The sequence below is a fragment of the Streptomyces solitudinis genome, assembly GCF_036323765.1.
Classification (GTDB): Bacteria; Actinomycetota; Actinomycetes; order Streptomycetales; family Streptomycetaceae; genus Streptomyces.
Genome location: NZ_JAZDCW010000002.1, coordinates 38,490 through 51,107, shown reverse-complemented (window position 1 = coordinate 51,107; position 12,618 = coordinate 38,490). Strand labels below are relative to the sequence as shown.

Annotated in this window: 10 protein-coding genes; 6 read left to right on the top strand and 4 right to left on the bottom strand. The window is 74.2% G+C overall.

Features of this window, described 5'->3' with window-relative positions:
• From gatB to V1J52_RS03950, 3 genes are all read left to right on the top strand, one after another.
• Positions 1–1,509: an Asp-tRNA(Asn)/Glu-tRNA(Gln) amidotransferase subunit GatB gene (gatB, locus tag V1J52_RS03960; protein WP_330138162.1), complete on the top strand. Its 1,509-nt coding sequence runs from the start codon at positions 1–3 to the stop codon at positions 1,507–1,509.
• Between the two features lie 266 nt (positions 1,510–1,775).
• Positions 1,776–1,934 (top strand): hypothetical protein, encoded by a 159-nt coding sequence (locus V1J52_RS03955; protein ID WP_330138161.1) that lies wholly within the window; start codon positions 1,776–1,778, stop codon positions 1,932–1,934.
• Between the two features lie 44 nt (positions 1,935–1,978).
• Positions 1,979–5,038, top strand: a complete 3,060-nt coding sequence (locus V1J52_RS03950) for a helix-turn-helix transcriptional regulator (protein ID WP_330138160.1) — start codon at positions 1,979–1,981, stop codon at positions 5,036–5,038.
• Positions 5,039–5,069: 31 nt separating this feature from the next.
• Here the strand turns inward: V1J52_RS03950 and V1J52_RS03945 are convergent, their stop codons facing one another.
• The 4 genes from V1J52_RS03945 to V1J52_RS03930 all read right to left on the bottom strand — a co-directional run bounded on the left by V1J52_RS03945 (position 5,070) and on the right by V1J52_RS03930 (position 8,464).
• Positions 5,070–5,351 carry a DUF6191 domain-containing protein gene (locus tag V1J52_RS03945; RefSeq protein ID WP_330138159.1) on the bottom strand — a complete coding sequence of 94 codons (282 nt, stop codon included), beginning with the start codon at positions 5,349–5,351 and terminating at the stop codon, positions 5,070–5,072.
• Entirely contained in the window at positions 5,348–6,526 is a 1,179-nt protein-coding gene (locus V1J52_RS03940; protein ID WP_330138158.1) for a PQQ-dependent sugar dehydrogenase, read from the bottom strand. The genes V1J52_RS03945 and V1J52_RS03940 overlap by 4 nt, the downstream gene beginning before the upstream one ends.
• 122 nt (positions 6,527–6,648) lie before the next feature.
• Positions 6,649–7,503: a carbohydrate-binding protein gene (locus tag V1J52_RS03935; protein WP_330138157.1), complete on the bottom strand. Its 855-nt coding sequence runs from the start codon at positions 7,501–7,503 to the stop codon at positions 6,649–6,651.
• A gap of 136 nt (positions 7,504–7,639) precedes the next feature.
• The gene (locus V1J52_RS03930) at positions 7,640–8,464 is read right to left on the bottom strand and encodes an AraC family transcriptional regulator (RefSeq protein ID WP_330138156.1); all 825 of its coding nucleotides are present in this window, start codon (positions 8,462–8,464) and stop codon (positions 7,640–7,642) included.
• Positions 8,465–8,514: 50 nt separating this feature from the next.
• On the opposite strand from V1J52_RS03930, the gene V1J52_RS03925 reads away from it, so the two are divergent.
• From V1J52_RS03925 to V1J52_RS03915, 3 genes are all read left to right on the top strand, one after another.
• Positions 8,515–8,946: a DUF2000 family protein gene (locus tag V1J52_RS03925; protein ID WP_330138155.1), complete on the top strand. Its 432-nt coding sequence runs from the start codon at positions 8,515–8,517 to the stop codon at positions 8,944–8,946.
• Positions 8,947–9,065: 119 nt separating this feature from the next.
• Complete coding sequence (locus V1J52_RS03920) at positions 9,066–10,073, top strand: DMT family transporter (protein ID WP_330138154.1); 1,008 nt, start codon at positions 9,066–9,068, stop codon at positions 10,071–10,073.
• A 223-nt stretch (positions 10,074–10,296) separates the two neighbouring features.
• Complete coding sequence (locus V1J52_RS03915; RefSeq protein ID WP_330138153.1) at positions 10,297–12,243, top strand: AfsR/SARP family transcriptional regulator; 1,947 nt, start codon at positions 10,297–10,299, stop codon at positions 12,241–12,243.
• Positions 12,244–12,618 lie beyond the last annotated feature (375 nt).

The window sequence follows — 12,618 nt, the reverse complement described above, 5'->3', positions numbered from 1 at the left end:
GTGACCGTCATCGACCTGGTGTCGTACGAGGACGCGCTGGCGTCCTACGACCCCGTCATGGGCCTGGAGGTCCATGTCGAGCTCGGCACCAAGACCAAGATGTTCTGCGGCTGCGCCACCGTGCCCGGCGCGCCGGCCAACGCGCAGACCTGCCCCACCTGCCTCGGCATGCCCGGTTCCCTGCCGGTCGTCAACGCGACCGGCGTGGAGTCGGCCGTCAAGATCGGCCTGGCGCTGAACTGCTCCATCGCCGAGTGGTGCCGCTTCGCCCGGAAGAACTACTTCTATCCGGACATGCCGAAGAACTTCCAGACCTCCCAGTACGACGAGCCCATCGCCTTCGACGGTTACCTCGACGTCCAGCTGGAGGACGGCGAGGTCTTCCGCGTCGAGATCGAGCGGGCGCACATGGAGGAGGACACGGGGAAGTCGACGCACATCGGCGGTGCCACCGGCCGCATCCACGGCGCCTCCCACTCGCTGCTCGACTACAACCGGGCGGGCATCCCGCTCATCGAGATCGTCACCAAGCCGATCACCGGCGCGGGTGAGCGCGCCCCCGAGGTGGCCCGCGCCTACGTCGCCGAGCTGCGCGAGCTGATCCGGGCGCTCGGGGTCTCCGAGGCCCGCATGGAGATGGGCCAGATGCGCTGCGACGTGAACCTGTCGCTGATGCCCAAGGGCACCACCGCCTTCGGTACCCGCAGCGAGACCAAGAACGTCAACTCGCTGCGCAGCGTGGAACGCGCGGCCCGCTTCGAGATCCAGCGGCACGCCGCCGTGCTCGGCGGCGGCGGCACGATCGTGCAGGAGACGCGGCACTTCCACGAGGAGGACGGCTCCACCACCGCGGGCCGGATCAAGGAGGAGGCGGAGGACTACCGCTACTTCCCCGAGCCCGACCTCGTGCCCGTCGCGCCCTCGCGCGCCTGGGTCGAGGAGCTGCGCGCCGCCCTCCCCGAGCTGCCGCGGCTGCGCCGCAACCGGCTGCGCGAGGAGTGGGGCATCTCGGAGCACGAGATGCAGTCCGTGCTGAACGCCGGGGCGCTGGACCTGATCATCGCCACGACCGACGCGGGCGCCCCGGCCGACCAGGCCCGCAAGTGGTGGATGGGCGAACTGGCCCGCCGCGCCAACGAGGAGGGCACCGAACCCGCCGCGCTGCCCATCACCCCGCAGCAGGTGGCGCGGGTCTGCGCGCTGGTCGCCGAGGGCTCGCTCAACGACAAGCTGGCGCGCCAGACGATCGAGGGCGTGCTCGCGGGCGAGGGCTCGCCCGACGAGGTCGTGGAGCGGCGCGGCCTGAAGGTCGTCTCGGACGAGGGCGCGCTCGGCACGGCCGTGGACGAGGCCATCGCGGGCAACGCGGCCATCGCGGACAAGATCCGCGGCGGTAAGGTCGCGGCGGCCGGCGCGCTGGTCGGTGCCGTCATGAAGGCCACCCGAGGCCAGGCCGACGCGGCCCGGGTGCGCGAACTGATCCTGGAGAAGCTGGGCGTGTCCGGCTAGGGACGCACCGCGCACGGCGGGCCCCGGAACGCGCCCGCACGCTCCCCGCGCCGGGGAGGGCTTCGGCGAAGCCCTCCCCGGCTTCGCGCGTGGTGTGGGAAAACAGGTTGCGCGCCATGCCCTAAGGCGGCTCCCGCGGCCGTCTAAGGCCCTTTCGCCGAAGGGATCAGGCAGGCGCCCGATGCGGGCGCGGCTCCTCAGGAAGCACGCTGGGAGGAGCTTCACCAGGCGGTGGAGCCTCGCAGCAACCGCATCCGGGAGCACCCGTGTACCAGGACATCATCGCCCACCAGGCCCGCATCGCCGAGCTGCGCGCGCAGGCCGAGCAGGAGCGGCTCGTCGCCTTCGTACGGCGGCGCCAGCGGGACGCCGCGCGGGAACAGGAGGCCACCCGGCGCCGGGCCCGCTGGGCCAAGGCCGCCTGACCGCCCGGCAGAAAATGCCTGCCGCCGCGTCAGCCCCCTGTGCGATGCTCGGCGACGTGTACGCCTCCAGCATCAGCCCGGTCTTCGTCGGCCGTGGCGCCGAACAGTCCCAGCTCACCGATGCGCTCGCCCGCGCCGCCGCGGGCGAGCCGCAGGTGCTGGTGGTGGGCGGCGAGGCCGGCGTCGGCAAGACGCGGCTGCTGGAGGAGTTCCTGGCCGCCGCCCGCAGCTCCGGCGCGGTCACCTGCGTCGGCGGCTGCATCGAGATCGGCGCCGACGGCCTGCCCTTCGCCCCCGTCTCCACGGTGCTGCGCTCCCTGCACCGGCAGCTCGGGGACGAACTGCGGGCCGCCGCCGCGGGCCAGGAGGGCGAGCTGGCCCGGCTGCTGCCCGAACTGGGCGAGCCCACCCACGGCTTCCGCGACGAGGACGGGCGCGCCCGTCTCTTCGAACTGACCGCCCGGCTGCTGGAGTCCCTCTCCCGGGAGCGCACCCTGGTCCTGGCCGTGGAGGACCTGCACTGGGCGGACCGCTCCACCCGCGAACTGCTCGCCTACCTCTTCCGCTCCCTGCACCACGCCCGGCTGGTGCTGGTGGCGAGCTACCGCTCGGACGACATCCACCGCCGCCACCCGCTGCGGCCCTTCCTCGCCGAGCTGGACCGGCTGCGCACCGTCCAGCGCATCGAGCTGCCCCGGCTGAGCCGGGACGAGGTGCGGGCGCAGATCGCGGGCATCCAGGGCGTCCCCGAACCGGCCCACGAGCTGGTCGAGCAGGTGTACCAGCGCTCCGAGGGCAACCCGTTCTTCGTCGAGGAGCTGACCGCGAGCGGCGCCAGCGCCTGCTGCGACATCAGCGACTCCCTGCGCGACCTGCTGCTCGTGCGGGTCGAGACGCTGCCGGAGTCCGTGCAGCACGTGGTGCGGATCGCCGCCGAGGGCGGCACGACGGTGGAGTTCGGGCTGCTGGCGGCCGTCGTCGGGGGCGCGGAGGGCGAGCTGCTGGCCGCCCTGCGCGCCGCCGTCGGCGCCCACGTGCTGGCCCCCACCGAGGACGGCGACGGGTACCGCTTCCGGCACGCCCTGGTCCGCGAGGCCGTCAGCGACGACCTGCTGCCGGGCGAGCGCAGCGCCCTCAACCGCCGTTACGCCGAGGCCGTGGAGGCCGATCCCGCCCTCATCCGCGCCGAGCACTGCGCGGCCCGCCTGGCCAGTTACTGGTACCACGCCCACGACGTGGCCAAGGCCCTGCCCGCCGTGCTGGACGCCGCGGTCGAGGCCCGGCGCCGCTACGCCTACGCCGAGCAGCTGCGCCTGCTGGACCGCGCCCTGGAGCTGTGGGAGGCCGCGGCCCCCGCGACGCGCCGCGCGCTGCGCCCCTTCGACCAGGCCGAGGGGTACCCCGCCTGCGGCTGCGACGACGACGCCCTGCGCTACCTGGACCTGCTCGCCGAGACGGTCTCCACCGCGCTGCTCGCCGGTGAGCGCAAGCGGGCGCTGACGGCCATCAAGCAGGGCCTGCGGCTCCTGGAGGACGGCGGTGACGGGGACGACCCGCTGCGCGCCGCCTGGTTCTGGACGCAGAAGTCCAAGCTCACCGAGCTGACGAGCCAGGGCGACGGCTGGGCGGAGCTGGCCAGGGCCCAGGAGCTGGTGCGCGGCCTGCCGCCCTCGCCCGTGCACGCCGAGGTGCTGGCCTTCGTCGCGGGCTGGTCCGCCATGCACGCACCCTCGCCCGAGGCGCTGACCACCGCGCAGCGGGCCGTCGGGCTGGCCCGGGTCGTCGGCGCCGAGGGCATCGAACTGCACGCGCGCACCACGCTGGGCCACCTGCTCATCGCGGCCGGGGACGCGCGGGAGGGCGTGGCGGAGATGTGCTCGGCGGCCCGCCGGGTCGCCGAGCAGGGCGTCGTCTCCGCCATGAGCCGCGCCCACGTCAACCTCGGTTCCGCGCTGCACGGCCTCGGGCGGTACACCGAGGCCCTCGACGTGCTGGTGGAGGGGCTGGAGCTGGCCAGGCGGTACGGCCAGCAGCGCGTCAAGGCGTGGCTGTACGGGAACCGCGGGGACGCGCTGTTCGCCCTGGGCCGCTGGGAGGAGACCGAGCAGGCGGTCGCCGACGCCCGGCAGCACGCGCTGGACTCCCGCCCCCTGGGCACCGCGGCGATGCTCAGCGGGCAGCTCGCCGTGCTCCGCGGCCACACCGGGCTGGCCGCCCGGGAGCTGGCGGAGGCGCACCGGCACTACGGCACGCACGACCCGCAGCCGCAGTACACGATCCCGCTGACCGCGCTGGAGATGGACATCGAGGCCGCCAGGGGCCGCGTCGACGAGGTGCGCGGCCTGCTCGCGCGCGCCGTCGGGGAGGGTTTCCCCATGGGCACCGAGCGGTACGCGTGGCCGCTGCTGTTCGCCGCGGCCTCGGCCGAGTCGGAGTCGCGCGGGCTGCCCGCCGCCGAGGCCGGCCGGTCCCGCACGCTCGCCACCGTGCGCAGCGCGAGCCGGTCACTGCCCCGCCTCTCCTGCGTCCCGGCGGCGTACGGGCTCATGGTGGACGCCGAACTGCTGCGCGCCGAGGGCCGGGCGTGCCCGCGGCGCTGGGCGGAGGCCGTCGCGGCGGTGGAGGGGCTCGGGATGCCGCACCTGCTGGCGCTGGCCCGGTTCCGCCGGGCGGAGTCGCTGCTCGACGCGGGAGCGGGGCAGGCCGGCCGGCAGCAGGCCGGTGATCTGCTGGCCCAGGCGCACGCCGTCGCGGTGACGCTGGGCGCCGCCCCGCTGGGCGAGGCGGTGGAGCGGCTGGCCGCGCGGGCCAGGATCGCGCTGGCGGCCCACCGCCCGGCCCCGGAGGAGAAGGCGGACGGGGGGCCGGCGGACCCGGGGGAAAGCTTCGGGCTCACCCGGCGCGAACGGGACGTGCTGACCCTGGTGGCCGGCGGTCGCAGCAACCGGCAGATCGCCGAGGAGCTGTTCATCTCGCCGAAGACGGCGAGCGTGCACGTCTCCAACATCCTGGCGAAGCTGACGGTCGGCAGCCGCGGCGAGGCGGCGGCGCTGGCCCACCGGCTCGGCATGGTCGCGGCCGTTCAGCCCGCCGGGGCGGGCTGAACGGCCGTGGTGCGCCCGGTGGCGCGGGGCGTCACAGCGTGACGCCCCGCGGCTCCTCCTCGTCGGACTCCTCGACCCTGGGGCGGGCCGGCAGGACGACGCCCTCCTCCTCCGCCAGCCCCATGAGCACCCGGCCGGAGTCGAGGTCGATGGGGCCCTTGCCCGGGGCGTGCGCGTTCTCCTGGAAGCGGCTGTGCTCCAGCCGCTGCCGCTCGTCCTCGGCGTACTGGGCGCCGGGATGGAACACTTCCTCGGCGGCACCGAACATGCCGGCCTCCTTCTCCCCGCCCCCGCGGGCGGTTCGCGTGGTCATTCGACCGTCAGTTCCAGGATACGGTCGTCGCCGTCGGCCGGGTCGCCGCGCCCGTCGGTGTTGCTGGTAACCAGCCACAGCCCGTTCCCGTCCGCGGCGGCGACGGTCCGCAGCCGTCCGTACTCGCCCTGGAGGAACGCCTGCGGTTCGGCCACCAGCTCCGTGCCGTCGAGCGGAATGCGCCACAGCCGCTCCCCGCGCAGCCCGGCCAGCCACAGGGAGCCCTCCGCCCAGGCCAGCCCGCTGGGTGAGGCCTCCTCGGGCCGCCACTGGGCGACGGGGTCGGTGAACCCCTCCTCGCCCGCCTCGCCCTCCACCTCGGGCCAGCCGTAGTTGCCGCCCGGTTCGATGAGGTTCACCTCGTCCCAGGTGTTCTGGCCGAACTCCGACGCCCACAGCCGCCCCGCGCCGTCGAAGGCGAGGCCCTGCACGTTGCGGTGGCCGAGCGAGTAGACGAGCGAGCCGTCGCCGACGTTGCCGTCCTGCGGCGGGCTGCCGTCCGGCTGCACCCGCAGGATCTTGCCGGCCAGCGAGTCCGGGTCCTGGGCGTCACCGCCGGTGCCCGCGTCGCCGGTGCCCACGTACAGCATGCCGTCGGGGCCGAAGACCATGCGCCCGCCGTTGTGGGTCTGGGCCTTGGGGATGTCCCGCACGACGGCGTCCGGCGCGCCGAGCTGCTGGCCCTCGGGCCGCTGCGGCTGGTAGTTCATGCGCACCACGCGGTTGTCCGAGGCGCTGGTGAAGTAGGCGTAGAGCTGGCCGGAGCCGGCGCCCGGCCCCAGGGCGATGCCCAGCAGCCCGCCCTCGCCGCCGGGCTGCACGCCGGGGACCTCGCCCACCCGCGTCGTCGCGCCGCTCTCCCCGTCGACGCGCAGGATCGTCGCCTCGTCCCTGGAGGACACCAGGAAGTCGCCGTCGGGCAGCGGCGCCAGCCCCCAGGGCGAAGGCAGACCGGTGGCGACGGTGCGGGTCACGTCCACCGAGCCCTCGGCGGGCGGCGGGGGGACCGGCCGGTCGGTCGCCGCACCGGCGGTGGGCGGGGCGGACGCCGCGCCGGAGGGGCCGGGCGCGGGCGAGGCGGTGTCGTCGCCGCCCTGCGCCGCGGGTCCTCCGGCGCAGGCGGCGGTGAGCAGCACGGTGGCGGCTGCCGTGGCGGTCAGACCGGTGCGTCGCACGGTGGGTTCCTCTCGTCGGCCGGGCACCCAGCACACCACATCGCGGCGGCGCCCCGCGGCCCCCTGGCGGAGGGGGAGCCCGGCGTGGCGCCGCCCCGGCTCCGTCCCTCCGCCAGCGGCCCTCACCGCCCGGCGGCCGCCTCCCGCCGCCACAGCGCGGGCACCGACGGCGGCTCCCAGCCGGGGTGCGCGGTGTGCGCCTGGAGGCAGCGGTATCCGCTGCCCGCGTAGGTGACGCGGTCCCCGGCCCGGTAGGCGGTGCCCGCCCGCCAGGCGCCGCCCGGCTCACCCGGGTCGCCGGGGTCGCCGGGATCGCCGGGGGACTGGTCGAGGTCCAGGACGACGTCGAAGCTGGCCTCGCGCACGCTGCCGTTCTGCCGCACCTGCATCAGCAGCGCCGGGTCGTAGAGGGCGTCGGTGTTGTTGCGCGGCTCGCCGGGGAAGTAGAGCTGCGTGGTCAGCACCGGGCGTCCGGGGGCCTGCACCTTGACGTGCAGGTGCCGGGTGCGGCCCGGGTAGAGGCCGGGCACGATCGTCTCCAGCGTGAAGGCGCCGCGCGCGGTGCTGAACTGGTGACCCCGGAAGCGGTACCCGGTGTTGTCGTAGGCGCCGTTCGCGTCCGCCTGCCAGAAGTCGAGCAGGACGTCGGGGACGGGCCGGCAGGAGCGGCCGAAGACGTAGCCGCTCACCGTGAGCCGGGTGCCCACGGTGCCCGGTTGCAGCAGGGAGGTGCGGCGCGGTGAGTCGGGCCGGAAGTAGGGGCCCTCCATCTGCTCGGGGGTGGGGTCGTCGCCGTCGTCGCACATCGGTGTCGGGGTCAGCAGCCCCTGGCCCGCGGTGTCCGGCCGGGCGTCGCGGGCCAGGGCGGTCGAGCCCACCAGCGCCGGTACGGGCAGCGCCACCAGGGCCGCCCTGAGCACGTTCTTGCGGCTGATGCCGCCCGGCGCCCGCTCCGCGGGCGTCGTCGTGTCCTCCATCGCGCACTCCTTCACGCCGTCGTGTGGTCGCGGACGACGCTAGGACGGGCGGCACCGGCGGGCGATGGACCGGCCACGGGGAACGTGGTGACTTTCCCGGGCGGCCTGCCGGGAGGGGCGCGCCGCGCCGGTCGGGTCAGACCGTGACGCGGCGCAGACCCGTCGGGGGACCGGTGCGCGCGTACTGCCCCGGGCTGATGCCCAGGATGCGCTTGAAGTGGCGGGTGAAGTGCGACTGGTCGTAGAAACCGGCGGACGCGGCCACCGCGCGCGGCGCCATCCCGGCGAGCAGCAGCCCGCGTGCCAGGTCCACCCGGCGGCCCGTCAGGTACTGGTGCGGGCCCATGCCGAACTCCTGGCTGAAGACCCTGACGAGGTGGGCCGGGTGGGCGTGGAGCTGCTCGGACGCCTCCCGGAGGGTGACGCCCTCCACGAAGCACTCGTCGAGGAGTTCGCGTAACCGGTGGGCCAGCCCCGGGTCCGCCGCGGGCTCCTTCGGTTCGCACCGCCGCTCCAGGTGGGCGCGCAGCCGCTCGGCGACGAAGGCCAGCCTGCTGTCCGCTTCCAGTTCGTCGCCGGGATGTGTCAGGGCGTTGTGCAACTGGTGAATTCTCTCCCGCAACACGGGATCGTCGCAGGCGGGGTTGCCGACGGCCAGGCCGATCAGATGGTCGCCGAGCTGAGAGGAGTCGAGATAGATGACGCGCTTCCGGAATCCGGTCGGCTTGACCGAACACCCGTTGTGGGGTACATGCGGCGGCAGGAGGGTGACGAGCTGCTCCAGGGCACCGTACTCGTGCCGGTCGAGGTCGTACCTGACCACTCCGTCATCGACGATAAGCAAAGTCCACGAGTCGTGGGTGTGCATCGGATAGACGTGCTCGGTGATGCGGGCGTGGAGGACTTCCGCGATCCCGTCCACCTGCGGGCGCCATGCCTTGATGTCCGGGCGAGCAACCATGCAAAGATCGTACAAGACTTGGGTGGCCGGACCACGAAACAATCCACTCCATGGATTCCGCAAACCCGCCCGTCCGGTTCGACACGAAGATCGCGGTGCTCCTCCGCGAGGACCTCCAGACCTGGCAGCGACTCAACGTCACGGCCTTCCTCGTCAGCGGCATCAGCAGCCGGGTCCCGGAGGTCATCGGCGAGCCGTACGCCGACGCCGACGCCACCGACTACCTGCCGATGTTCCGTCAGCCCGTGCTCGTCTTCGAGGGCACGAAGGAGGCGCTGACCACGTCGCACAGCCGTGCCCTGAGCCGGGTCGTCCCCATGTCCGTCTTCACGTCGGACCTGTTCAGCACGAACAACGACCGGGACAACCGGGCGGCGGTGGCGGCGGTCCCGCAGAGCCAGCTCGACCTCGTGGGCCTGGCCGTCTACGGCCCGCGCAACGCCGTGGACAAGATCCTCAAGGGTGCCCGCATGCACCCGTGAGGTGCGTCCCCCTCCGGCCCTGAGGCCACCGGTTCGCCGCACAGGCGCCCCCGGTCGGCCCCCGGCCGTGCAGAACCGTTTCCGTCACCGTCCGTGTCCACTATCCCGAGGAGAACCCGATGCCGGAAGGAGCCGGACGACGGAGCCAGTCGGTCGACGCCCACCTGTACCTGCTGGTGACCATGGCCCTGTTCGGCAGCGCTTTCGCCAGTTCCAAGGCCGTCGTCGGACACATGCCGCACCAGGTCGCCGCATTTCTCCGGTTCGGCGGCGGGGCCGTCATTCTGCTCGTCATCCTGGCCTTCATCACGAGCAGGTCGGCGAGGGGCGGAAAACTCACCGGAAAACAGATAGCCAGGGCCGCCGCCGTGGGGCTCATCGGAGTATTCGCTTACAATCTCTTCTTCTTCTGGGGACTTTCTCTCGCTCCTTCGGCGGACGGCAGCATCATCGTTCCCGTCCTCAGTCCGGTACTCACCACCCTTTTCCTCCTCATAACCCGTCGGGAAACCGCGTCGGCCCGCCGCATGTGCGGTCTGGGAATCGGCCTCGCCGGAGCGGTGGTGTTCTTCCTGGGAGCCGGGGGCGTGGGTTCCGACGTCGATTCCACCCGCCTCGCCGGAGATTTCGTCTTCCTCCTCGGCGCGGCATCCTGGGCGACCTACAGCATCGCTTCCAAAAAGGTCCTGGTCGGAATGGACCCGCTCCGTGCGACCACCTACGGAACGGCCGCGGGAGCGCTCGGACTGCTGCTGCTGGCCCTGCCCTTCCTCCCCGACGTGGAGTGGTCCGGCACGCCCGGCCACACCTGGGCCAACGTCGTGTACCTCGCCGTGGGCCCCACCGCAGTGGCCTACCTCTTCTACTACCGCGGGCTGCGCGTGGTGAGCCCGTCGACCGCCACGGTCGTCATGTTCACCGTGCCCGTGTTCGGCGTCACGTGCGCCGTGGTGTTCCTGGGGGAGTCCATCACCGGCCTCCAACTCGTCGGCGCCGTCGTCATGCTGGCCGGGGCACTGCTCGCGGTGACCCAGAAGCGGCTGCCGGAAAATGCCAGGGGAAAGGCTGCTCCGGACGCGGACGCCGCACACCCGAACGATGAGCCGCAGTCCCTGACCAAGGGCTGAGCTCGGTCGTCCAACCGACGACACCGGCTGCGACATCGCCACAGGGGGCAAAGCGATGTCCACGCGGCCCGGCCCGTCCCCACCGGCCGCACACGGTACCGGGGGACGAGCCGACAGCGGCGGGACGGCAATGAGGCCGTCCGGTGCCGCTCCGCTCCCTTCACGTGAGTCACGGGCCACCGCGTCACGAGGGTCACGCGGCGGCAGAAGGGATATCCACGTCGTGTCCAAGGTCGAACTTCGCATACTGGGTCCGCTGGAACTCGAAGTGGACGGGCGGCGTGTGCCGCTGCGGGGCACCAAGCACCAGATCGTGCTCGGTGCCCTGCTCACCGCGGAATGCCGGCGGGTGTCCGTCAGCCGCCTCATCGACGCCGTCTGGGGCGAGGCACCTCCCAGCACCGGCGGCAAGCAGATACGCAACGCGGTATCCGATCTCCGCAACCTCCTCGGGGCGAGCGGGGCCACCATCCGGGCGGTCACCGACAGCTACCAACTGGACGTCGTGGACGCCGACGTGGACGCCGACCGCTTCCACCGCCTGCTCGCCGGAGCCCGGGACCACCAGCGCGCCGGGGACACGGCCCGCGCCGTGGAAGCGTTCCGCGCCGCGCTCGCGCTGTGGACGGGGCCGGCGCTCTCCGGACTCGACACCGCCGTCCTCCAGGCCCAGGCGGCCGCGCTGAACGAGAAGCGGCTCACCGCGCTGGAGGACTGCGCCCAGCTCGAACTGGAACTCGGCCGCCACCAGAGCCTGGCCGGTGAACTCTCCGCGTGGGCCGCCGAACACCCGCTGCGGGAGCGGATCGTGGCCCCCTACGTTCTCGCCCTCTACCGCGCCGGCGCCCGCGCCCAGGCGTTCGCCGTGTACGAGCGCACCCGGCGCACCCTGGCCGAATCCCTCGGGCTGAGCCCGGGACCCGAACTGCTCGACGCCCACCGGCAGATGCTCCGCGAGGACACCGACACGCCGCCCCCGCGCCCGGCCCCGGCCGGTCCGCCCCGGCCGGTCCGCGACACCCTGCCGCCCGACCTGCCGTACTTCGTCGGCCGCACCCGCGAACTGGCCGAACTGCTCGACGCCGCCGCGGGCGGCCAGGAGACGGGCACCACCACGGCCGGAACCGCCGGCCGCCGGGTGATCGCCATCGACGGCATGGGCGGCGTCGGCAAGTCGGTGCTCGCCGTGCGCGCGGCGCACCGCCTCGCCCCGCACTACCCGGACGGCCGGTACTTCCTCGACCTGCGCGGCCACGCCGCCGACCACGACCCCCTCACCGCCGTGGAGGGCCTGGGGCGGCTGCTGCGCGCCGACGGCGTGCCCGAGGCGGAGATCCCCCCGTCCGCCGAGGACCGGACCGTGCTCTGGCGGCAGCGGCTCGCCGGACGCCGCGTCCTGCTCGTCCTGGACAACGCCGCCTTCCCCGAGCACATCTCGCCGCTCCTCGCGGACGGCCCCGACTGCCTCACGCTCGTCACCAGCCGCCGCCGGCTGCCCCTGACGGTGCTCTGCCCGGCCAGGATCATCTCGCTGGACATGCTCGCCCCCGACGAGGCACGCAGGCTGTTCCGCGCCCTGGTGGGCGACCGGCACCCCGCCCCGGAACCGCACCTGCTGGACGCCGTCCTGCGGCACTGCGGACACCTGCCGCTCGCCGTCTCCGCGGCCGCGGCGCGGCTGCGGCACCGGCCGAGCTGGCCGCTGGCCCACCTGGCGGCCCGGCTCGCCGACCCCGAACGCCGCCTGGCGGAACTCCAGACGGAGCACGGCGGCCTGGCCGGCTGCTTCGAGGCGTCCTACCGCCACCTGTGCGTCGAACAGCAGCGCCTCCTGCGGCTGCTGGGCACCTCACCCGACCGGTGGACGGACGCGGAGTCGGCCGCCGCGCTGCTCGGACGCACGATGGCCGTCGCCGAACGGCTGCTGGAGACCCTGGTGGACGAACACCTGCTGGAGCTGCACGGGCCGGGCCGGTACCGCATGCACGAACTGGTCAAGGTGTACTGCGCGGGCATGCCGGAACTGCTCGGCCCGCCCGGACGCAGGGAGGGCGCACACCGCCGGGCGCGGGACCGGGCTCCCAGGACGCTCACCGCCGCGCGCCTGGCCACGGTGCCCGTCCAACCGCCGCCGTACAGCCCGCACCCGCCGCACCCGTCCGCCGCCTGAGCGCCGGAGCCGCCCGCGCCCCCCTGCGACCACCGCGTCCGCCCGCTTCCGTCCGCACGTCCTGAGTAGGGACGGAAGCGGGCGGACGGGCGCCGCAGCGGCCCGCCGTCCTCGCCGTGTCCCCGCCGTCCGCCTGCGCCGTCGCCGCCGCGCGCACCTCGCCCCACGCCTCCCGCCCCCGCCTCCTGAGCGGGCGGCGCCCCGGCCCGCCCCGGCCCGCCCCGCGCATGCCCGCGGACGCCGCCCCGCGCCCGTCCCGCCGCCGTGACGGCCGCCCGCCCCTCACCTCTCACCTGCCCCCACTCCCGCTCCCGCCTGCCTGCCTGCCTGCTCGCCCGCGCCCGCAACGGGAGCGGCGGGCCGGGCCGGTGGCCG